Origin of the sequence: Rhodonellum sp. (genome assembly GCF_030656585.1) — a bacterium.
GTDB classification, from domain to species: domain Bacteria; phylum Bacteroidota; class Bacteroidia; order Cytophagales; family Cyclobacteriaceae; genus Rhodonellum; species Rhodonellum psychrophilum.
The window spans coordinates 59,813-82,057 of the sequence record NZ_JAUSPP010000028.1 but is presented as its reverse complement, the minus strand read 5'-3'; the positions used below and the strand labels follow the sequence as shown (position 1 = coordinate 82,057).

Annotated in this window: 15 protein-coding genes; 6 read left to right on the top strand and 9 right to left on the bottom strand. The window is 43.2% G+C overall.

Annotation, left to right across the window (positions count from 1 at the left end; genetic code table 11):
- Positions 1-8: 8 nt before the first annotated feature.
- From Q7J63_RS06600 to trxA, 4 genes are all read right to left on the bottom strand, one after another.
- The gene (locus Q7J63_RS06600) at positions 9-590 is read right to left on the bottom strand and encodes a YeeE/YedE family protein (protein WP_019599951.1); all 582 of its coding nucleotides are present in this window, start codon (positions 588-590) and stop codon (positions 9-11) included.
- A gap of 32 nt (positions 591-622) precedes the next feature.
- A complete protein-coding gene (locus Q7J63_RS06595; RefSeq protein ID WP_304884850.1) occupies positions 623-2,011 on the bottom strand; it encodes an OprD family outer membrane porin in 1,389 nt (462 codons plus the stop codon).
- A 298-nt stretch (positions 2,012-2,309) separates the two neighbouring features.
- Positions 2,310-3,731, bottom strand: a complete 1,422-nt coding sequence (locus Q7J63_RS06590; protein ID WP_304884848.1) for a rhodanese-like domain-containing protein — start codon at positions 3,729-3,731, stop codon at positions 2,310-2,312.
- A gap of 98 nt (positions 3,732-3,829) precedes the next feature.
- The gene (gene trxA / locus Q7J63_RS06585) at positions 3,830-4,150 is read right to left on the bottom strand and encodes a thioredoxin (RefSeq protein ID WP_019599948.1); all 321 of its coding nucleotides are present in this window, start codon (positions 4,148-4,150) and stop codon (positions 3,830-3,832) included.
- 148 nt (positions 4,151-4,298) lie between these two features.
- Between trxA and Q7J63_RS06580 the strand changes: the two genes are divergently transcribed.
- Positions 4,299-7,277 (top strand): DUF2723 domain-containing protein, encoded by a 2,979-nt coding sequence (locus Q7J63_RS06580; protein WP_304884846.1) that lies wholly within the window; start codon positions 4,299-4,301, stop codon positions 7,275-7,277.
- Positions 7,278-7,309: 32 nt separating this feature from the next.
- Here the strand turns inward: Q7J63_RS06580 and Q7J63_RS06575 are convergent, their stop codons facing one another.
- Complete coding sequence (locus tag Q7J63_RS06575; protein ID WP_304884844.1) at positions 7,310-8,095, bottom strand: bifunctional 2-polyprenyl-6-hydroxyphenol methylase/3-demethylubiquinol 3-O-methyltransferase UbiG; 786 nt, start codon at positions 8,093-8,095, stop codon at positions 7,310-7,312.
- Between the two features lie 48 nt (positions 8,096-8,143).
- On the opposite strand from Q7J63_RS06575, the gene Q7J63_RS06570 reads away from it, so the two are divergent.
- Positions 8,144-9,394, top strand: coding sequence for a GWxTD domain-containing protein (locus Q7J63_RS06570; RefSeq protein WP_304884843.1), 1,251 nt, complete (start codon positions 8,144-8,146; stop codon positions 9,392-9,394).
- Complete coding sequence (rlmB, locus tag Q7J63_RS06565) at positions 9,367-10,143, top strand: 23S rRNA (guanosine(2251)-2'-O)-methyltransferase RlmB (RefSeq protein ID WP_019599944.1); 777 nt, start codon at positions 9,367-9,369, stop codon at positions 10,141-10,143. Before Q7J63_RS06570 ends, rlmB begins: the two co-directional genes overlap by 28 nt.
- Positions 10,144-10,184: 41 nt before the next feature.
- On the opposite strand, the gene Q7J63_RS06560 is transcribed toward rlmB, so the two are convergent.
- A complete protein-coding gene (locus tag Q7J63_RS06560; protein WP_304884840.1) occupies positions 10,185-12,707 on the bottom strand; it encodes a mechanosensitive ion channel family protein in 2,523 nt (840 codons plus the stop codon).
- A gap of 225 nt (positions 12,708-12,932) precedes the next feature.
- On the opposite strand from Q7J63_RS06560, the gene Q7J63_RS06555 reads away from it, so the two are divergent.
- From Q7J63_RS06555 to Q7J63_RS06545, 3 genes are all read left to right on the top strand, one after another.
- A complete protein-coding gene (locus Q7J63_RS06555) occupies positions 12,933-13,361 on the top strand; it encodes an Hsp20/alpha crystallin family protein (protein ID WP_304884838.1) in 429 nt (142 codons plus the stop codon).
- A gap of 182 nt (positions 13,362-13,543) precedes the next feature.
- Positions 13,544-15,043 (top strand): trypsin-like peptidase domain-containing protein, encoded by a 1,500-nt coding sequence (locus tag Q7J63_RS06550; protein WP_304884836.1) that lies wholly within the window; start codon positions 13,544-13,546, stop codon positions 15,041-15,043.
- 292 nt (positions 15,044-15,335) lie between these two features.
- Complete coding sequence (locus Q7J63_RS06545; protein WP_304884834.1) at positions 15,336-16,622, top strand: serine hydrolase; 1,287 nt, start codon at positions 15,336-15,338, stop codon at positions 16,620-16,622.
- A 53-nt stretch (positions 16,623-16,675) separates the two neighbouring features.
- Here the strand turns inward: Q7J63_RS06545 and Q7J63_RS06540 are convergent, their stop codons facing one another.
- The 3 genes from Q7J63_RS06540 to Q7J63_RS06530 all read right to left on the bottom strand — a co-directional run bounded on the left by Q7J63_RS06540 (position 16,676) and on the right by Q7J63_RS06530 (position 22,005).
- On the bottom strand, positions 16,676-17,428 hold the full coding sequence (locus tag Q7J63_RS06540) for a CHAD domain-containing protein (RefSeq protein WP_304884832.1): 753 nt from the start codon (positions 17,426-17,428) through the stop codon (positions 16,676-16,678).
- A gap of 346 nt (positions 17,429-17,774) precedes the next feature.
- The gene (locus tag Q7J63_RS06535) at positions 17,775-20,843 is read right to left on the bottom strand and encodes a glycosyl hydrolase (RefSeq protein WP_304884922.1); all 3,069 of its coding nucleotides are present in this window, start codon (positions 20,841-20,843) and stop codon (positions 17,775-17,777) included.
- A 103-nt stretch (positions 20,844-20,946) separates the two neighbouring features.
- Entirely contained in the window at positions 20,947-22,005 is a 1,059-nt protein-coding gene (locus Q7J63_RS06530; protein WP_304884830.1) for an FAD-dependent oxidoreductase, read from the bottom strand.
- Positions 22,006-22,245: the final 240 nt, after the last annotated feature.

Here is a 22,245-nt window from a genome sequence, read left to right as displayed (position 1 = left end):
TTCTTATTTTAGAATCCTACCAACGCCATCAATGGTCCCAAGAGAAAATGTGTCATCACAAAACCACCCAGCATAAAGAAGATGGTCGCCACTAGGGATGGCCATTGCAAGGAACTTATACCCATGATGGCATGTCCGGAAGTACATCCACCGGCATATCTAGTTCCAAATCCAACCAAGAAACCACCCACAACAAAGAACAAAAGGCCCTTTGCGGTGAACAAATTGTCCCAAGTGAAAATTTCAGCTGGAAGGAGGCTCGAGTAATCCGTAATCCCGAGGGCTGCCAAATCTGCCTGCGTGGACGCCGCCACTACAATTACATCTGGATTGGCAAAGAAAGTCGTCGCAATAAAGCCCCCAATCAAAATCCCTATGACAAAGACTATATTCCACATTTCCTTTCTCCAGTTGTAGGTGAAAAAGGGGATTCCAGCCGGAATACAGGCTGCACAGGCATGTCTCAATGAAGAAGAAATCCCAAAGGACTTATTCCCGATGAGCAAGAGGATCGGTACCGTCAGTCCAATCAATGGCCCAGCAATGTACCATGGCCATGGCTGACTTATCCATTCAATAAATTGTTCCATATTATTCGTTTTTAATTTGTTACGTTTTGATTTTAAAATCTATAATCGAGAGTTACATTCAAATTCCAAAGATCCACTCGGTTGATCCTGTAGGCATCTGAGACTCCTGCAAAATCTTGTGCCGTCTTGTTGACTATCAGAATTTGTCCATCCAACCCATCCAAATACCCCCTAAATTTATAATTCAATGCGCCCGTAAAATGGTAGTAGGAGGGGATGCCATATTTATTTGCTGCATACTTTTCGATGTCACTGTGATTCACCTTTGATGCGCCAAATTCAAGCTTGGTACCTTTCATAGGCAGTTCCGTTTTGTATTTCAATGTCCATGCCTTCACATCTCCACTTCCTTCAAAGCGCTCCCTGGGAAGACTTACATAAAACTGCTCTCTCCCCCATTCCCTTGGAAAAAGGAATCTCCCCTGTCCCATGAATCCCAAGAAATTAATGGAAACTTCTTGTTTTCCTGATTGCAACCCCAGTTTGGCGCCCAATCCCGAGGGTTTTTCATTGGGAAGGATGTACGCTTTTTTGGGATCCTGATTTCCACCTTGGTTGACGGCTGTCTGATAAAAACCCTGAAGGCCTACAAGCAGCTTTTTCTCACCCAAATCATGGGCATAATCCCCTTGGACAAAGTTTAAATTAAACACATTTTCCGCAAAATAATTCCATCCCTGAAGACTGAGCCCATTGTTGTTGTATTTTACACCGGCCATAGCCAAACCCTTCGTTGTTATGTTTCCTTTGTACCCAGAGGGTTCGCCAAAAGGATTTCTTCCAAATGAATACACGCCGAAGGAATCATCCATTTTATACCAGTCCACTGTACCTCTAATGGCCACCGAAGTGAGCCAAGCGCCCATACTTTCCCATTTTTTACTTTTATGGTAGATGCTCAAGCCGCTGAATATATTGGGACGCATCCTGTTGTCTTGTTCATTGAGCATTGGACTATTGACCTTTTGTCTCCCAAATATTGCTTTAAAATTTTTCTTTTGGTAGGAGATGAAAAACTCCTCCAACCTGTCCAAATCCCTGGCGTTTTCGGGATCATGCATGTCATACAGCACAACTTCGTACCTGTTGCCGGCCCCAGTGGTGGGGTCAGCGATGGTCAGGTTGTTTTCAAACAACTGAAATACAAAGAAGCCGCTGAATCCAACTTGAAAACCTTTCCATGCCGGACTCAAGTACCCTAACCCTGCTCCAACCGCCAATGTGGAATAATCCGTCAATGCGCCTTGGTTTATGGTTTGCATGTAAAACGACCTGAAATGGATATCAAACTTTCCTTTTTCAAGATCATGTGACAGACTTTTTCCGGACCTTTCATCCAATTCTGTTGTATCGGAATGTGCTTCTTGGGCTTTCAAAGTCCAAGGCAAAAGCATCAACAACATCAGGAAAATTACTTTCATATCAGGTTTCAAAATTGGGCGTTCTTTGTTTATGTAACAGTGACATTTATCACTTTGATATTTCTCAAATTAAAAATGGCAAGAATTGATTCTTGCCATTTTCTTTATTTATTCGGTGTTAAACCCGTGTGATGCATTCCCAAATTCATTCAAGCTTGAAATTGCTTGATAGTCCGTCTATGTTCATTATTTTTGACTTCCGCATATCGGTTTTAAGCCTTGTTCTTCAAATAGTCTGACTTTCTTGCAGCTTCAACCCAATTGGGAAACGGAATTCATATTGCGGATTCAACTCTTTTTAAAGCAGGGTAGATGGACAAACGTATTCACTTACCTTGAATTTTTCTGATTCCTTGATGGCTTTAAATCCACCTTTCACGTCGATGAGATTGTCAAAACCCCTTGCTCTCAAGATAGAGTTGAAAACCATGGATCGGTATCCCCCTTCACAGTGTACATAATAGGTTTTGTCTTTATCAATTTTGGCCATGCTATCATTGATATAATCCAATGGCGCATTTTCCGCATCGATGACATGCTCACTTAGGTACTCACTGTTTTTCCTGACATCGAGGATATTCAAGGGGCCTTCTTTTTTCTGGATCTCAGCAAGTTCCGCTGCGGTGATAGAAACAATGGTATCCAGCTCTCTTCCTTCCGCTCTCCAAGCTTCGATGCCCCCTTTGAGGTAACCCAAAGAATGATCATATCCTACCCTTGCCAATCTCGTGATGACTTCTTCTTCATTTCCCTCATCTGTGATCAAGAGTATTTCCTGTTTCAAATCCGGGATCATGGCTCCTACCCAGACGGCGAAGCTTCCTTCGATTCCGATATTCACGGAATTGGGCACAAATCCTTTGGCAAAGACACCAGCCTCACGGGTATCCAAAAGGATCGCACCGGTTTCGTTGGCTGCTGCTTCGAACTCTCTAGGTGTGAGCGGTCTTATTCCCCTTTCCAAAACTGTGTCAATGCTTTCATATCCTTGGATATTCATCATTACGTTTTGGGGAAAATAGGCAGGAGGAGGAGTCAGTCCAGTGATCACTTCTTTGATAAACTGTTCCTTGGTCATTTCCTGAAGCGCATAGTTGGTTTTCTTTTGATTGCCAAGCGTATCGGAATTTTCCTTACTCATGTTTTTGCCACAGGCTGAACCTGCACCGTGGGCAGGATATACAATGATATCGTCTGCAAGCGGCATGATTTTATCTCTCAAAGAATCATACAAGTGCGCTGCGAGTTTGTCCTGAGTCAATTCAGCAATAACTTTCTGTGCGAGATCCGGTCTTCCTACGTCACCGATGAAAAGGGTATCTCCTGAAAACAATGCTTCTTCTTTCCCCTCTTCATTGATCAACAGATAACAAGAACTTTCCATGGTGTGTCCAGGGGTATGGATGATCCTGATTTTTGCTTTTCCCAGAGGGAATTCTTGTCCGTCTTCAGCAACAAGGGCATCAAATCCCATTTTCATACCCGTTGGACCAAAAACTATCGGCGCTCCGGTTTTCGCAGAGAGATCCTGATGTCCAGACACGAAGTCGGCATGGAAGTGGGTTTCAAATACATATTTGATTTTAGCACCTCTTCTTTCGGCTTTTTCGATGTAGGGCTGTACCTCTCGCAGAGGATCAATGATCGCCGCTTCCCCATTTGACTCAATGTAATAGGCTCCTTGAGCCAAGCATCCCGTGTATATTTGTTCGATTATCATATGTTTTCTTTTGTTTTTTTGCTTGATTGATGTTACAAAGTTATATCCGTAACCATTTGAATTAAATGACAATTGTCACAAAGTCAAAATTTTTTAAATTAAGCTTTTGAGGCAATGTTGTCTTCTATTACTTTGACCAATTGATGGGTTGGAACCACGCCTGATTGCCTCCAAATGGTTTTTCCCTTTTGGAAAAGGATAAGCGTAGGAACCCCCCTTACCTGGAAATTACTTGCCGCCAAGGGGTTTTTGTCTATATCAACTTTTATGATTTTCACCTTGTCACCAACTTTTTTGGAGGTTTCTTCAAGGATGGGTTGCATCATTTTACAAGGACCGCACCAAGTAGCAAAGAAATCTACCAATACGGGTTGATCACCTGAAATCAATTCATTGAATGTTTTGGGCTGGTTGCTCATGATCTTGCGTTTTTATTTTATGTTACAAAATTAGGGAAGGATTAAATGCATGACAGTAATTTTTATCACAAACCTTTAAAAGCTGTTAAAATGGCAAAGATTTGGTGATTTATTGTTTATTTTCGCCGTTCACAATTCTTTAAGAACAATGCTTAATTACAAAAAGGTCAATAACTTGACCGGCTGGTTGGTTTTTCTTGTCGCCACTTTGGTGTATGTTTTGACGGTCGAGCAAACGGCAAGTTTTTGGGATCCCGGGGAATTCATCGCCGTGGCCTACAAGCTTCAAGTACCCCACCCTCCTGGCGCCCCGTTTTTTCTGCTGATTTACAGGATGTTCGGCTTTCTTGCTTTTGGGGATGGATTACAGGTCGCCTATTGGATGAACATTGGAAGTGCCTTGTTTTCAGGCTTCACGATTTTGTTTCTGTTCTGGTCGATCACCCTTTTGGGTAGAAAACTTTTTCAGATGAAAAATGGTCAGGAAACCAAAGGGCATACCATCACCGTCTTGGGGGCTGGGATCATTGGATCCCTGGTCTACACATTCTCTGACAGTTTTTGGTTTTCAGCAGTGGAAGCAGAGGTTTACGCCATGTCTTCCTTCTTTACGGCCATCGTGATCTGGGCACTCCTGAAATGGGATGTGATCGAGGATCCAAGGGAAGAAAACCGCTGGATGATTTTCATTGCCTATCTGGTAGGCCTTTCCATAGGCGTCCATTTGCTCAATCTGGTTGCTTTGCCAGCACTTGCACTTATTTATTATTTCAAAAAATATCCAAACCCAAACCTGAAAGGTGGCATCATCGCCATGGCTTTGGGTGGCGCAGCATTGATCATCATCAACAACATCATTATTCCTGGGCTTCCAAGTCTGGCTGGCTCCATGGAAATCTTCTTTGTGAACAGTATCGGCTTGCCATTCGGCTCAGGGATCATCGTTTTTTCAGCCTTGTTTTTGGGATCTCTGATTCTGGGGATTTTGTATTCCATCAAAAAACAAAAAGTAATCCTCAACACGATCTTGCTTTCGCTCACATTCATTTTGATCGGATATGGATCCTATGCATTGATTGTGATCAGGGCTAACCAAGATCCTGTCATCAATGAAAATGCACCAAAAGATATCATCAGCTATATTTCCTATCTGAAAAGGGAGCAATATGGCTACCGTCCTCTTTTACACGGTCAGTATTTCACGGCAGATCTTGTGGAGCAGACAGAAGGCGCTCCTGTTTACCTCAAGGGGAAAGACAAGTATGAAATCGTCGATTACAATTTGGTCAACAAATATGACCCGAACAAAACAACGATTCTGCCCCGGATATATTCCACCCAAGAAAGGCACAAGCAGATCTATCGATCCAAACTGGGCTTGAGCGAAGGGCAGGAACCAACCTTTGGTGACAATCTTTATTTCATGTTCAGCCACCAGTTGGGACACATGTACTGGCGCTATTTCATGTGGAATTTCTCGGGAAGGGAAAGTGATTTTTCCGATGCCCCTTGGCTGGGAATCGCCGATGCCTTCAGTGACAAATTCCCGGATTATATCAAAGAAAACAAAGCACACAACAATTACCTGATGCTGCCCCTTATCCTAGGCATTATAGGCTTGTTTTTCCAGGCGAAATATGACCCGAGATCATTCTATGTAACTTTGATGCTCTTCCTGATGATGGGAGTCATATTGGTACTTTACCTGAATTCCCCGCCAGTCGAACCAAGGGAAAGGGATTATATTTATGTGGGGTCCTTCTATGCATTTGCCATCTGGGTAGGACTTGGCGTGATGGCATTGGCCCATTTGATTGGGAAACTCAACAAAAATCTGGCAGTAGCTGGGGTGATCGCCACATTGGTATCCTTCCCGGTTCCGGTATTGATGGCCCAGCAAAACTGGAATGACCATAACCGTCAGGGCAGGTATTTTTCTGTGGATTCTGCGAGGAATTTCCTGGCCTCATGTGCCCCCAATGCCATACTCTTCACCGGAGGTGACAATGACACCTTCCCGCTTTGGTATGTCCAGGAGGTCGAAGGCTTCCGGACGGACGTCAGGGTGATCGTACTGAGCTATTTCGACACAGACTGGTATGTGGGACAAATGACCCGAAAAGTAAATGAGTCTGAAGCGATTCCTTTTTCCCTGGAATACAAAAATTATAAAAAAGGCACCAATGATGTCCTTTATGTAATGGAAAGGGAAGGATTGGAAGCCATATCCGCAAAGGAATACCTGAAATTGATCAAAAACGAAAGTGATCTTTTGAAACTGAGTTCTTCAAACAGGACCTCGATCAACATGGTCCCGGCAAGAAATCTGATCCTTGACGTGGATACCCAAAAGGTATTCAATGATGGCCTGATTCCCGAAGGCATGGAAGACCTCATGGTCAATCAAATCAACATGCGGGTAAAAGGCAGTTACATGACCAAGGGAAGCCTCATGCTGGTTGACTTGATCACCACCAACAATTGGGAAAGGCCGATTTACTTCAACAATACCTCTTTGGCCACGATCGGTCTGGATCTAGAGGATTATGTGGTAATGGAGGGTCTTACCTACCGGTTGTTGCCAGTAAGGAAACCTCAGGAAGCAAGAACAGAATTGGTAAACACCGATTTGGCCTACAAAAACATAATGGAAGACTTCGCCTTTAGGGGCATGGACAATCCAAACAATTACTTTGACGATGAATACAGAAGGTTCGTTTCCAACCATAGAAGCGCCATCAACAGCGTGGCCATCGCCTTGCTGGACGAAGGTGACATGGAAAAGGCGGCGGGTATTCTCAAGCATGGCTTGACCGTCATGCCTGACAAAGCGATCGCCTACGACTTGGCCAATGGACAATCCGTCCCCCTCCTTTTTGAAGTCGGAGAAGATGATTTGGCATTGGACATCGTAGAGAAAATATCCGTCAAATCCGTACAGATGCTTGATTTCTATATCAGGACAGGAAGGGACTTTGACAGGGAAGCCATGATTTCGATGGAAATGCTACGCTACTTTGTGCCTTTGTTGGAAGAAAGGGGATACACGGAACTATCCGCCCAATTGAAAAAAGACCTCGAAAGATTCTTGGGACCAGATGGCGGAATGAATATGAACAGAAGATAAATAAAAACACAATGCATAAAAAAGCCCGGGATTTATTTCGGGCTTTTTTTATGCATTATATAGAAAAGGTCGAGGCCTTTGTCTGGATGGTCGACCAGCAGGTAATCCTCATGGCTGATTTCCACTACAGATTTGCCATGTTGCTGGTGGAGCTTGTTGCGGTTCATTCGGTTCAAAATCTCAAATGGCATTTTCAAAACAGAAGCTGGCAGCCTGTACTGGAGATTGAAAATATCAAATCGCATGATCTTATTTACAGAAATGCGGTTGGCGGCATGGTAATCCCAAACTTTTTGGTTGCCACCAATGCCCATGGATTCCACTTTGTCAAAAATCCCTTCAGAAAGTGTTGTCAATTCCTGACCTGTGTATTCCCTGATATGCCAGGGATTACGGGAGAGGGTATGGCGAATATTTGGGGTGGAGATGATGGCCTTGCCGCCTGGCTTCAACACCCTGTGGATTTCTTCCAAAAAAAGTTTGTCATTCTGGATGTGTTCGATAACCTGAAAACTCACGACAGTATCAAAAGAATTGTCTCCAAAACCTGAAAAGGGAGGGATGAAAGCTTGTTGAAAAGCTTCTTTGGGAAATTTGATTTTTAAGGAATCGATGACTTCCTGGATTTTGTCAATACCCAAATAATTATCCACTGCATCCAGAAGCACTTCCACTCCTCGGCCTTCCCCACAGCCCACTTCCAGCAAATTGCCCGCTACCAGTGGTTTGGCGGCGATATAGGCTTTCAAAAGGCGCTGATGAATTGGATTGTCGCTGACCAACTTATCAGACGCAATCTCCGTTGTATAGGTACCCATTTAAAATTTTATTAATTTGAGCAAAAATAAGGTTAATTTTTAAATCAAATGACAACAACATCCATCTCCAGTAAATTTAAACTGTTCATTGGGCTTTTGATCCTTTTTATTGGTGTTCCCGAGTACAGTCACTCCCAACAAAATTTAGCCTCCGTCAACCAAGCCCTCAGGTATTCCCGTTATTCCAGGCTTTCTTTGAAAATCATTCCGATCCAAGAGAGCGACCGCTCCTTTTTGCTCCAAATGCCCATTGAAAAAATAGAAGAGAATCCGGATTTTGACGACTACATATTTTCCTACACGGTTGTCTCTTCCTATCAGGAAGCTATAACGGACGAAAAAATGATGGTGCTCACCGAAGAGGATTTGAAGTATGACACCCAAAACCATTTTTTCTTCGAGAAAAAAGTCGAAATCCCAATGGGACAGGAATTCGCCATTGCCTTGCTGAAGGTTTCAGACAGGCGGCAGGGAGATGAATATTTCTACCACATTGACCTTATCAGTCCATTTATTTTCGGACATCCGGATTTTGGCGCCTATTATGGAAACAACATTCCCTTTGACCAGAGTTTTCTTGTTCAAAATGAAGCTCTTTTGTTCAAAAGCAATTCAGTCATCAACTTGAACCGGTTTTATTATCCCGCCAAATTCGAGGCGCCATTTCCTGCTATGGAAATCAAATCTCCACCTGTGTCCCGACAAGTGGAAGTGGAATATGAAGGGGATTTTTTGATCAATACCCCAAGATCCTTTGAGAAAGAAGGTTATTATTTCATCCAATCTGACACCAACTCCACCAAGGGCTTGATGATCAAAACGGCACCAGAATCCTTTCCAAGAGTTGGCAATTGGGAGGAAATGACCCAGATGGTCGTTTATATTTCCACACGAAAGGAGCATGAGAGCCTCTTGGAAGCGGCGGACAAAAAAATTGCTTTGGACCAATACTGGATCGGTCTTACCAAAAACGAGGAGGCTTCCAAGGACCTGATCCGAGAGTATTTCAGACAGGTCGAATTTGCCAATATCTTGTTTACAGATTTCAAGGAAGGCTGGAAGACCGACCGCGGCATGGTCTATATTGTCATGGGTCCTCCCAATGAAGTCCGGTTTGGAATCGATGACGAAGTATGGAGTTATGGCTCCATGGACTCAAATTCAAAAATTAACTTTACCTTTACACGCGTCAAAAATATTTTGACACCAAATTATTACACACTCAACAGATCCAGAGCCCTTCAACCGGCTTGGTTCAAAAATATCACAGTATGGAGAAGCGGAAAGATGGATTTCTGATAGAAAAAGAAGAAAACGAAAAGGATTATATATTCGGTACCCGGGCAGTGATGGAAGCCATCCATGCCCAAAAAGACATCGATAAAATCCTTGTCAACAAAGACCTCACCAACGAACTCATCAAGGAATTGCTTTCCTTGGCCAAATCGGAGTCTATCCACGTGGTGAGGGTTCCGGAAGCCAAGCTTAACCGTGTGACGCGGAAGAATCACCAAGGCGTGGTGGCCCACATGTCAGCCATTCAATATGCTTCCTTAGACAATGTGATTGAGGAGTGTTTTTCCAAGGGTGTTGCACCTTTGATCTTAATCTTGGATCGAATCACAGATGTGAGGAATTTTGGCGCTATCGCCAGGACCGCTGACTGTGCCGGAGTACACGCCATCGTCATCCCTGAAAAAGGAAGTGCACAGATCAATTCCGATGCTGTGAAAACTTCAGCTGGGGCATTGAATTTCATTCCTGTGTGTAGGGTATCCAACCTGTATTACACCGTCAAAGAGTTGAAAAAAATGGGCTTGAACGTGGTCAGCGTCACCGAAAAGACCGAAAGAAAAATGTACGATGCAGACTTCACCATTCCTACAGCCTTGGTAATGGGTTCTGAGGAGGATGGTATCTCTCCGGAATTGATGGGCATCAGTGACGAGTTTGTCAAGATTCCTTTGTCAGGAAACATCGAAAGTCTCAACGTCTCCGTAGCCGCAGGAGTCATGATCTACGAAGCGATCAGACAAAGATCAATTTAGAAATAAAATTTAAAGCGCATTTTTAAAAGACCGAAGGATTTTTATTCTTCGGTCTTTTCATTTGTACCTCCACCCTGTCCTTCCGGTATTTCTTCCTCGATTTCTTTTATCGTCTTTACATTTTCCCTTATTGTTGCAGGCAGGTTTTTGAGGTGAAGGTCTCTTTGTGGAAAGGGAATTTCGATCCCCTGTTCCTTGAAGGCTTTAAAAATCCCAAACATCACTTGATTCCTGATCTCAATCCAAAGATCATAGTTGTCCACCCAAAAAAGCACTCTGAAATCCACCGAACTGTCACCGAAAGTCTGAAGGTAGACTCTTGGTTCAGGCTTTTTCATGATTTCCTCTTTGTCCAGCTGTTTTCTGAGCACCTCCCGCACCAGCTCCATGTCGGAATCATACCCCACTCCAATCAGCAATTCAACCCTCCGCTTTTTGTCCGACAAGGTCCAATTGATCAGGTGTTGGGACAAAAGATCACCATTGGGAATGATGATTTCCGAACCGTCGTAGGCTTGCAATTTACTGGAACGGATACCGACATCTTTTACCTTACCTGATTTCCCACCCACTTCGATATCATCCCCGATTTGGATAGGTCTTTCGAAGGCCAAGATGATTCCCGAAACCAAATTATTGACGATGGTCTGAAGACCAAAGCCAATTCCCAGGGACAATGCACCAAGAATGATGGTGATCTTATCGATGGGGATCCCAGATGCCCCAATGGCGATCAACATACCCAAAGACAGCACGCCCAACCGGATCAGAAGGATGGATGAGCCCAGCCTTTTGTCCCTTTGATTTGGTTTTTGCTGGTCTTTGATGGAGGCAAAGTAGGCAATATTGTTTGCCAAAATAGATGCCAGGTAAACCACCAAGAAAAAGATGGCTACACTCCCGAAAGTAAAGGTGCCGCTGAACAGGCTCCATGGAGTCGTCAGGAATAATTTTGCTTCGCCCAGAAGAAAGTTGAAAATGGAAAGATTATCCAAAAAATAATATCCCCAAATAATAAAGGCCAAGCCCGAAAAAACCTTTTTTAATCTTTCCTGGATTCCCTGAAAGTCCCAATAGGAAGTATATTCATTGCCCTGTTTTTTACTGACTTCAAATTGAAGATAAATCATCTCCATGATGACCGTGACAAAGATATAAAGGCTAACCGCTTGCACAAAACTCATAGTGGAAGCCACTCCAAGCATTTTGGCCAAGCTGAATCTTCCAAAAACATTGGCTAAGATGGATCCTACTTGCAGGGCGATGTAAAATTTAGCCAAATAACTCAGGTAAATGGGTAATTTCAATTCACTTTTCTTTTGCAAAACCACCAATCTGTTTGCCAAAAAAACACCAATAAAACTCAATGCCAACAGGTGCCATCTTTCTTGAAAAGCGATTTCCCAATACAAATTACTGGCGGTATAGAAAAGAAAAACAAAAATGAACAAGATCCAATTCCAGTAAACTTTCCAAGGCTTGTCTTTTTTCAATAAAATGCTTGTCACCAAAACCAAAGCAATCAAAATAACTGTTTCAAATGAAATCGGAGGCTTTGGATAGAAAAACGGCGCCAAAGGCAACACAAAAATCAAGGCGCTCAAAAACTGGAAGGAATTGACAAATTTGACTCTTTCCAGAATGATCGCCGAAAAATCCTTTTCCTGTGTGATTCTTTTGAGGTTGTACCGTATCCAAGCATATAGGGCAAGGGAAATCCCAAACAAAAACAGGCTTATCGGAATATGGTTTTTGAAATATCTGGAAAAAATCACCTCGTTTAAGCGCAATGAATCCCTGAAAATCTCCCCCAATTTCTCAACGTTGGTGAATTCCCTAGGCTCCCAGATATAATTGTTTTCTTTATTGAAGAGTTCTTTTTCCAGTTTCCGTGTTTCAAAGTCAATTACGCTGGACAATTCCTCTATTTTAATGGTCATCGAAGAAATCCGGCTTTGGAAAGATGCGGCCAGCAACCTCTGGGAGGTCAGCACACTGTCCGTTCGGACCATCCTGTTTTTGAGTAGGGTGATGGCCAATTGGTATTCAGGAAGCACGGTAGAGTCTCGAAGACTGTATTGAAAAAGATCATCCTTTTTGACTGCATCCAATTCATCCCGAATAGCGATGAGCTCATTCCCTCTTTTGGTGATTGGCTTTTCCAGATCCAAAACTTGGTTTTTGATACTTGCGAGGAAGTTTTCCAGGGCGGAGAGGTACCTGAGGTTCACTTTTGAACCCCGCACCTCCAGTCTTTCATTGACTGTATTGACCAACCTTTCGAAAAAGGGGATCGATTGCATGATCTCGACTGTATCCAGTTCTTTTTCCAGCTCATTGTTGATCCTGTTCAAAGTGATGGTAAACTCAAGGTTCTTGCGGATACTGCTTTCCACGGAGGCCTTCGGCTGTGCTATAGAATCCGTTGGTTTTTGACCAGAACTGACCAAGATGCTGTCCGAGGAAGTAGAAACATCAATATTGTCCTGAGCGGAGGCTACGTGGGAGCCAATCCATAAGGAGAACAAGAATAAATTCCGGAAAAGGAAGGATACCTTCATCATTTTTAATTGGAAATAAACAGGAATATCAATAGATCAAGTAGAGGAAGTTCAACCCAAAACTTTCGCAAATATGGGCAAAAATTGCTCCAATAGTCTGCCATTACGTCATTATTTTTAAAGAATTAACCAGCTATTTTCTGCCTCAATGTCTTGCTTACTAGGATGGTATAGAATTTTCAATTGTTGAAACATCAGGTTAATTTTATCATTTAAAAAAACAATACGATGAAACCGGTAAACTACAATCAAATGGTGACGGGCAATCCCCCTACATTCAGCAGCCTTTTGGATAGGCTGTTTCAAGAATCGATAGAAAAAAAACAGAAGACCTTTATCCCCAAGGCAGACATTGCCGAGCGGAAAGAAGCGTTTGAAATCAATGTGTGCGTACCAGGGGTGAAAAAATCAGATTTCAAAATCGAAATCATAGAAGGCAAACTCAGCATTTCAGGGGAAAGGAAAATTGAGGAAAACCTCGGTGAAAAAAATCTCCTCCGCATCGAAACACCCTATGGACAGTTCCAAAGATCCTTTTTACTTCCGGAAGACATCCTTCATGACAAAATAGAGGCTCTTTATGCCGATGGTCTATTGAAAATCAAAATACCGAAAGCTGAAAAAACAACCTATAAATCAACCATTCCGGTAAATTAATTGATGCGTGGGGAAACCCACACCACTTCTTTTTGTTATAAAAGCACGAACCAAGTTGCCAAAAAACCTGACCTTGTTAAACGTTGTTAATTTAGGTCAATTTCAATCAATTAATGCTTGATTATTGTCAACCAATACTCGTAAATTTCGTGAACCATCCAATAACATAAACTTATCTAGAGATGAATAATAAGCAGTTTTTCTTGGGAATCATTTTGGCTTCTCTCATAGGGGGTGTGATTGCCTTGGCGGGGGCAAGTTATCTGGCCAAGCAGAACTCCGCCACCAATTTCACCGACAAGCAAAATACCAGTTTGGTCAATTGGCTTGCGGATGACAAATTCAGCATTCCCGATGGAATCAACTTTGTGGCCTCTGCCGAAATGGTAACACCGGCGGTTGTCCATGTAAAAAGCAGCATTTCGGTCACCCAAGAAACACAAAGAGGAAGAGATCCATTTGAAGAATTCTTTGGGTTTCCCTCTCCCGAAAGATCGCCACAATCGCGAGAAGGAATGAGTTCAGGCTCGGGAGTCATCATTTCTGAGGATGGTTACATCGTGACGAATAACCACGTGATCCAAAATGCCACGAAGGTGGACATTTCTTTGGAAGACAACACCCGCTATACAGCCAGAGTCATTGGCACCGATCCTACAACGGATTTGGCTTTGTTGAAAATCGAGGCAAAAGGGCTCACTTTCATCAAATTCGGAGATTCTGATATTACAAGAATTGGTGAATGGGTTCTTGCCGTAGGAAATCCATTTGACCTGACCTCAACAGTCACTGCTGGAATCATCAGTGCAAAAGCCAGAAACATTGGCATTTTAAGAAACCCAGACAATAACTTACAGATTGAGTCCTTCCTTCAAACGGACGCCGTGGTCAATCCTGGCAATTCAGGAGGAGCCTTGGTCAATTTGGCGGGAGAGCTGATCGGTATCAATACTGCCATCGCCTCCAGAACCGGCACTTTCAACGGATATGCTTTTGCCATTCCAAGTTCCATTGTCAAAAAAGTGATGGATGATTTATTGGAATTCGGAACAGTCCAAAGAGGTTTGTTGGGTGTACAGATCCAAGACATCAGTCCAGAATTGGAAGAATACCTGAACGAAAAAATCAGTGTTTCCAGAGGCGTCTATGTGATGGATGTGAATGAAGGCAGTGGCGGAAAAGATGCAGGCCTTCAAAAAGGGGATGTGATCATCGGAATAGATGGCACTACCACTTTCAACGTCGCTAAACTTCAGGAAATGGTCGCCCGAAAAAGGCCTGGCGACAAAGTGGAAGTAAAATACCTTAGAAATGGAAAGGAATTTACCGCCAACGCTTTGCTGAAAAACCTTTCCGGAGATACCAAGATTGTAAAAAAGGAATTGCCCAAGGTAGCGACATTTGCAGGGATCACCTTTGAAGACGTAAACCAAAGCTTGAAAACACGTCTGAAATTGGAGGGCGGTGCTACCATCATCACCCTGAACAATGAAACCTGGAAAAAGTCAGGTGCAAAAACCGGATTCGTCATCACCTCGGTAATCGGAGCGGATGGCAGATATAAAATCACTGGTGCCGATGACCTGATCAGCGTACTCAACAACAATAAGGGACAAGAAGTAGTGGTCCTAGGGCGCTATCCAAACGGACAGGAATATTATTTCGAAGTAATATTAGAATAAAGATTTTCAAAATTTGAGATGTAGGCAGGAAACAGCCGGTCAGTTGACCGGCTGTTTTTTTTGTGATGACAATTCGGATTCATTTTTATTCCCCAAGTAAAACCACAAATTTTCCCTTTTTATTGAATAATGATTTATCTTCATTGATAAGAAAATAAATCCTGAGATTCCAGAAATTTCCTGAGTCAATTTAGTAAAACGGGTTGGAAATAAGACCCCCAATTGACAATTGCCATCAAAACATTATTTTTGACTCAAAAAAAATACGACAAAAGTACCCAGCCATCTCCACATGAAAAGATTCTCCATCGCATTGGCACTTTCCTGCTGCGGCTTCTTCGCATCTGCCCAAACCCCTTCAATCAAAAGCTCCCCACTCCTTACAGCGGCTTCTCCCAAAAGTGTTGGGATTTCACCGGATAGATTGAAGAAACTGGATGCCATGCTAGAGGATGCGATCAAGAACGAAGAAGTTCCAGGCTTGGTAGCATTGATCGCCAAAAACGGAAAAATCATTTACCATGCGGCGAAGGGCTTTTCATCCGTAGAGAATGACAAAGCAATGCCAAAAGACGCCATCTTCCGCATTGCCTCTCAGACCAAAGCCATTACCGCCACCGCAGTGATGATGCTGTGGGAAGAAGGCAGGTTTCGTTTGGACGACCCGATTTCCAAATTCATACCGGAATTCAAAAGCCCCATGGTACTTCAGAAATTCCGGTATGCAGACACTACCTTTATCGCTGCGCCTGCAAACAAAGAAATCACCATCAGACATCTTTTGACCCATACGCCTGGCTTGGGTTATGGTGTCATCGACGCAGACGAGAAAATGATCTATCAAAAGGCTGGTATTGTGGATCTGTACACCACAGAAAACATCAGTATTGGAGAAAACACGAAAAAATTGGCGGCACTTCCCCTCCACCATCAACCTGGGGAGAAATATGTTTACAGTGAAGGATTGGATGTATTGGGCTATTTGATAGAAATCATATCGGGAAAACCTTATGATGATTTTTTAAGGGAGAGGATTTTTGATCCATTGGAAATGAAGGATACCTGGTTTTACCTGCCTGAAGAAAAATCATCGAGACTGGTCAGCATTCACACCAAAAAAGATGGGAATTGGTCCTCGTTTCCCACCACTTTCTATGATCCAAATTATCCCATTGCTGGGGCAAAAAGGTTTTTCTCAGGAGGGGCCGGCTTGTCGAGCACCGTTCTGGATTATGCCAATTTCCTGCAAATGTTTTTGAATGGCGGTGAACTCAACGGCAAGAGGATCTTGAGCCGAAAAACCATTGACACCATGATGGCCAACCAAGTCGGTGACCTTTGGGGAGGTGGAAACAAACATTACGGATTGGCATTTGGCGTTCTTACCGAAAAAGGAATGGCTGAAGGTGGAAACGGTAGTGCTGGCACTTTCGATTGGGGAGGTTATTTCAACACCCAGTACTTCGCTGATCCAGAGGAACAATTGATCGGGATTTTGCTGAAGCAAACCCAAAACATCAGTGGTGATCAGACCGCATGGAAATTCCGGCAAATGGTATTTACGCTTGTGGATGAATAGAAAGGATCTTTGGGATTTACGAAAAAAAATTCAGCTCGCTTTCAGCAATTGACCTAAGAATGGATGCTGAGCTTGATTTGGTCAAACATTTGTGCATTGTTGGACATGATTTGTGCCTTTAGATTTTCGATTTGGAGGAGTTCACCCGGCTTGATTTTTCCAGAATTCATGGCTGCCTCCAAACGATTGAGGATTACCTCTCCATCATTCCACTTTCCCAACATGTCGGATAAATCATCCGTAATCGAAACGGTTTTTTTTCCTCCGCCCTTTGAAACCAGCACCCTGTTGTACAGAAGTTTCTTGATGCGCTTGCGTAAAAAATGAAGGTTTTCGGAAAGCAGGGTTTCTTGTTCAAGTATTTTCTCGATTTTCTTCCAGGCAAACTCCATGTATGCCGCCATTTTTTTCCTGTTTATTTTTTTCAGAAAAGGAATGGTTTTTAAGATTTTATCTTGAAGCAAGTCTTGCTTTTTTTGATCATTAATTGAAAAAAAAGATTCTTTTTCCTTCTCTAATGCACGACTCAATTCCAGTCTATAATCCTGCAACGAATTTTCCATAAAAAAAGCGCTCAGCATCTCCTCCTCCACCTGCAGTTCCCTCACTCTCCCTGCCTGTTTAAAAATCAGTCTGAATAGTTTGTATTTTTTTTTCCTTTTAAAACCTGAGACACAAAAATCCACCATTTCGAAAAACGCATTTAGTTTTTTGATTTCAACCCTAAGCTTATGAAAGTCATTTACCGTGAAGTCCTCCTTGGCCTTTCTCAAGAGAAAAAGGATCTCGGCCTCTCTTTTTTTCAAATATTTAACCAATGATTTCATCGATAGGAGAACACGTCAGAAGGTTCATTTACCAAACCTTTATCATTTAAACATAAAAATCCGGGAAAAAAACAGAATGCATTTCTTCCGTCCTTTTGCTCCGATTTTAAAGATAACGATAAGTGAAACGGACTCAAACCTTTACCTGAAAAACAATGGATACGGCCATCCAGTTAGAGGAAATCTCAAGGCAAGAAAATCATCGGCACCCCCAGGTTTTCAAAAATATAAATTGAAAATCAACAACTCTATGTACTTTTCCCACAGACAAAAAAAAAAGTCCGCTGAAATCAGCGGACTTTTTAAAGCCATCCTTTGCAGGACATTATTTCATTTTCAACTCGGTTTTCATTTCCTCAATATTCAAAATTTTAGAAATCTGGGATTTTTCGATCTCTTTGAATTTGGTCAATTGGATATTGATCTGCCGGGTGATTTCTACCCTCACTTCCTCTGCTGAATCGGTAGGCTTAAATTCCCCGGTTCCTGCGATCACATTCAAGTGAGCAAGCTTATTATTGAGTCGGATAGGATAGTTTAAGGGATCCTGGCCACTGCTGTTTTGTGTCTGGTAAAGTTCCTTTTCGATATCAGAAATCGTTTTGACAATCGGATCGATCCTTCTTTTTTGTTTCGGATCTTTTTCTAAAATGGTATGGAGCTCCTCTTTGTATTTTCTGATCAGAATGATGGCCTCATGGGTTTCGGTCAATTTATCCCTGACACTGAGCAAGAAATCAAATTTTGCTTGAAGATCTTCCTGAGTTGTCGGATACCTTTTGTCCGGCAAGACTTTGAAACCATGCTCCTGAGCCTGACCGTCCACAATCAGGCGAACTGAATAATCTCCTGGCACCACTTTAGGGCCTCTCAAAGGACCCGACCACATGATCATTCCTTCAAACTTCCTTGCATCAGGAATCCTTAGATTCCAGTTGAATTCATTGGATCCGGTTTTGTATTTCAAAGTATCTCCTTCAATGCCCTTCGAGGAAAACTGATGGACAAGTTTTTTTTGTTTGTCGTAAAATTCCACCCTGACTTCCTCCTTGGGTTCGTCCTTTAGATGATAATAGACCAATACTCCTCCCGGCCTGTTTGTCCCAGCCGTAGTGGATTCCTTTCTTACCCCATCTAAACTATAAGAATCCTGGGGTTGAAAAAGGTGAAAAGGTTTGCTTCCGACATTTTCTGCCAGCTGATGAAAGACGGTCAAGTCATCGATAATCCAGAAACTTCTCCCCTGCGTCGCCGCAATCAAATTGTTTTCTTTGATCGTCAAATCCGTGATGGGCACGATCGGAAGATTCATTTGGAAGGATTGCCAGTTGGCACCGTCATCAAAGGAAATATACATCCCTGTTTCGGTACCCGCATAAAGGATTCCTTTTTTGGTAGGATCTGCTCTCACTACCCTGGTGAAATGTTGGGCATCGATTCCCTTTACTATTTTTGTCCAGGTTTTGCCGTAGTCGGTGGTTTTGTAAAGGTAAGGTGCAAAATCGCCGTTTTTGTAGGCCGTCGCTGCAAAGTACAATCCACCTTCCTCAAAAGGATGACCCTCCATGCTGTTGACTTGGGTCCATTCCGGCAAATCTTTTGGCGTTACATTTTCCCAAGTTTTACCGTTGTCCTGCGTGACATGGACAAGTCCATCATCGGATCCTGCCCAGATCACTCCTTTTTTCAGAGGGGATTCTGCGGCCGTAAAGATTGTGCTGTAATACTCTACGGAAGTGTTGTCCTTGGTGATCGGCCCGCCTGAAGGACCGAGTTTGTCTTTTGCGTTCCTGGTCAAATCAGGAGAGAATGTTTCCCAACTCTGCCCCTTGTTGCTCGATCTGTGAAATTGATTGGATGTGGTATAAAGCACATTGGAATCATGGGGGGAAAAGAAAATCGGAAAATTCCACTGGAATCGAAACTTCATCCCCTCGGCACCGTGGCCCATCGGATTGTCGGGATAGACATTGACGTTCCTTTTTGCGCCTGACTTGTGGTCCAGGTATTGAAGCAGGCCACCATAATTCCCTCCAAAGACGATGTCATTGTCATTTGGATCTACGGCCAACCAGCCACTTTCACTGCCGGCACTTACTTCCCAATCTTTTTCCGTAATGGCTGCCCCTTCGTTTCTATGGTTGATGCGCATGGTAGAATTGTCCTGCTGTGCACCATAAATCCGGTAGGGGAAATGATTGTCCGTAGTGACTCTGTAAAACTGAGCGGTGGGTTGGTTCATGTACGTGGACCAAGAAGTGCCCCCGTCATAGGAAACCTGGGCACCGCCATCATCGGCGATGACCATTCGCTGATTGTCATTGGGGTCTATCCAGAGATCGTGATGATCACCGTGTGGAGCACTGGAGGATTTAAATGTCTTTCCTCCGTCGGTTGATTTATGGTAATCGACATTGACAACATAGACAATGTTTTCATCCTGCGTGTCGGCATAGATTCGGGTATAATACCAAGCTCTTTGTCTTAGGCTTCTGTCTTCATTGGTTTTCTCCCAAGTTTCCCCGCCATCATCTGAGCGAAAAACTCCCCCTTCGAGGTTTTCCACAATGGCCCAAATCCTGTTCGAATTCAAAGGAGACACTGTAATGCCCATGATACCCAATAAACCTGCGGGCAATCCTTTGTTTCTGGAGATTTCGGTCCAGTTTTCCCCGCCATCTGTACTTTTGAAGATTTTGGAATTCGGCCCACCACTTTCCAAACTGTAAGGTGTCCTTTTTACATCCCATGTAGTGGCGTATAGGGTTTCAGGATTGTTTGGATCCAATATCAGATCCACCGCTCCTGCCACATCGCCTACATACAGTTTCCTCTCCCAGGTTTTGCCACCATCCATGGTTTTGTAAACCCCACGCATTTCGGTAGGCTTAAAAATATCCCCCAATAGCGCTGCATAAACAACATCGGGATTGGTTGGGTGGATTCTCACTCTGGAGATAAAACGGGATTCCTCCAAACCTGTTTGGGCCCAGGTTTTGCCGGCATCTGTACTTTTCCACATGCCATAACCGTAAGAAACATTTCCGCGGACGGTTTTTTCTCCACCACCCACATAGATGATGTTTGGGTCTGATTCGGCAACGGTGACCGCGCCTATCGAGCCACCGAAGTATCCGTCAGAAATATTGCCCCAATTCCTGCCGCCATCTGTGGTTTTCCAGACACCGCCACCCGTGGCGCCAAAATAATAGGTGTTTTTTTCGGAAGCTACTCCCGCGACTGCCGCAGATCGGCCTCCTCTGTGTGGTCCCACCAACCGCCATTGGACGGCATCGTATACTTTTTCATCATAGGTTTGGGCCTTGGTCTCATTTGGCAAGCCAAAAGATAACATCAGGCCACAGACCAAGATCAGCTGTAAAATCTTTCTCATCATTTGAATGGTTTTGTTACCATCTAAATTAGGTTATTAAACCATAAAAAAATTTGAAAAATGACGGTCGGTAAAAAACCACCGAAATTTTCGCAAGTCTGTTTCACAAAAGGAGTTGGGTGATTTGGGTTGAAACTACATTGGCAGCATTTACCGCTGCGTCCATATAACCGCCGTAAGGTTTACCGCTCTCCGCTCCCGCAAAAAACAATTTGTTCCCCCAATGCCCTTGTTGCAAAATGGGATGTCCATTGTTTTGGTGGGGAAGGAGAAAACCGTCATCCTTTGATTTGATAAACTTTCCATCCCAGATATTGTCCTGGTAACTTAGAAATTGTGTTGCTTCCTGACCATAATAATGTTCCAGTTGTTGGATCACCCTGACTTTTCGCTGTTCTATAGTTAAAGAGGATGCACTTCCGTTCAGAAAGCCCTTCAGTGCAAATTTTGAGCCCTCAAAGTTGGTATGGTCGTAGATTTCCGTTGCCAAACCCGATTGGCTGTACACAGATCCCGAATAGCCCTTTTGGGTCCAAAACGGAGAGGAATACTCCACGGAGAATTTCACCGATCCACTCATCCAAGTCTGCACGTTTTGCATCACTTCCAGTACTTCTTTGGGAAATTTTGGCGTGATTTCCACATTGCCCAAAAGCACGCGTGGTGGCATTGCGATGACCAGAATTTTGCACAAGTATTCCTGTCCATTATTGTCCATCAATCTGATGAACTCCCCTTCCTCTCTGATGTGGGTGATTTCAGTTTCCAATTGGATATTTTCGACCCCAATCTTTTCAGCCAAAACCTCGATGATCCGATAGGTACCGTCTTTGATGCGCAAAGAGGATGATCCCGACTCAGGTACAAAATACTGATGGGGAGGCTCGAAGGACATCGTCTCGAAAATGGCGATGCCGGATTCTTTTTGTTTGAAATATCCAAGATCCAACTCTTCCAATAATTTCAGGAGATTTTGATGGACTCCTCCAAACCAGGTTGCGCCCATTTCCATAGGCGTGTTGGCCTTTCCATAGACAGTCTGAATCCTTCCCCCCATTCTATTTTGGGATTCGAGGACTTTGCAGTTTATCCCTTTCTTTTTGAGATTATGGGCAAGGGTCAATCCGCTGAGTCCTGCGCCAATGATAAGGATATCGTTCATTGAATTTTGCTTGTCTTTTTTGTGTGTCAGTGAAAAATTGGTTTCCACGAAATAAATATTGCGCTTTTATTCCAAAGGGAACTGAGTGGATGCGAATTGGTTCGGTTTTAATTGAAATCCTTTTTTGATCAAGCCCAATATTGTTTACCCCAAAAGATGCATTAGGCTTCCCAAATAGGACTGTAACAACAAAAAAACCGGACTAATTGAATACTCCTGTATAGTCCAATAGGGAGAAAT

Coding starts and splice junctions, on each gene's coding strand:
- Q7J63_RS06560 (WP_304884840.1), bottom strand. CDS start 12,707: ATGATGAAGGTATCCTTCCTTTTCCGGAATTTATTCTTGTTCTCCTTA.
- Q7J63_RS06590 (WP_304884848.1), bottom strand. CDS start 3,731: ATGATAATCGAACAAATATACACGGGATGCTTGGCTCAAGGAGCCTAT.
- rlmB (WP_019599944.1), top strand. CDS start 9,367: ATGGAGAAGCGGAAAGATGGATTTCTGATAGAAAAAGAAGAAAACGAA.
- trxA (WP_019599948.1), bottom strand. CDS start 4,150: ATGAGCAACCAGCCCAAAACATTCAATGAATTGATTTCAGGTGATCAA.
- Q7J63_RS06550 (WP_304884836.1), top strand. CDS start 13,544: ATGAATAATAAGCAGTTTTTCTTGGGAATCATTTTGGCTTCTCTCATA.
- Q7J63_RS06600 (WP_019599951.1), bottom strand. CDS start 590: ATGGAACAATTTATTGAATGGATAAGTCAGCCATGGCCATGGTACATT.
- Q7J63_RS06545 (WP_304884834.1), top strand. CDS start 15,336: ATGAAAAGATTCTCCATCGCATTGGCACTTTCCTGCTGCGGCTTCTTC.
- Q7J63_RS06570 (WP_304884843.1), top strand. CDS start 8,144: ATGACAACAACATCCATCTCCAGTAAATTTAAACTGTTCATTGGGCTT.
- Q7J63_RS06555 (WP_304884838.1), top strand. CDS start 12,933: ATGAAACCGGTAAACTACAATCAAATGGTGACGGGCAATCCCCCTACA.
- Q7J63_RS06580 (WP_304884846.1), top strand. CDS start 4,299: ATGCTTAATTACAAAAAGGTCAATAACTTGACCGGCTGGTTGGTTTTT.
- Q7J63_RS06595 (WP_304884850.1), bottom strand. CDS start 2,011: ATGAAAGTAATTTTCCTGATGTTGTTGATGCTTTTGCCTTGGACTTTG.
- Q7J63_RS06575 (WP_304884844.1), bottom strand. CDS start 8,095: ATGGGTACCTATACAACGGAGATTGCGTCTGATAAGTTGGTCAGCGAC.
- Q7J63_RS06530 (WP_304884830.1), bottom strand. CDS start 22,005: ATGAACGATATCCTTATCATTGGCGCAGGACTCAGCGGATTGACCCTT.
- Q7J63_RS06535 (WP_304884922.1), bottom strand. CDS start 20,843: ATGAGAAAGATTTTACAGCTGATCTTGGTCTGTGGCCTGATGTTATCT.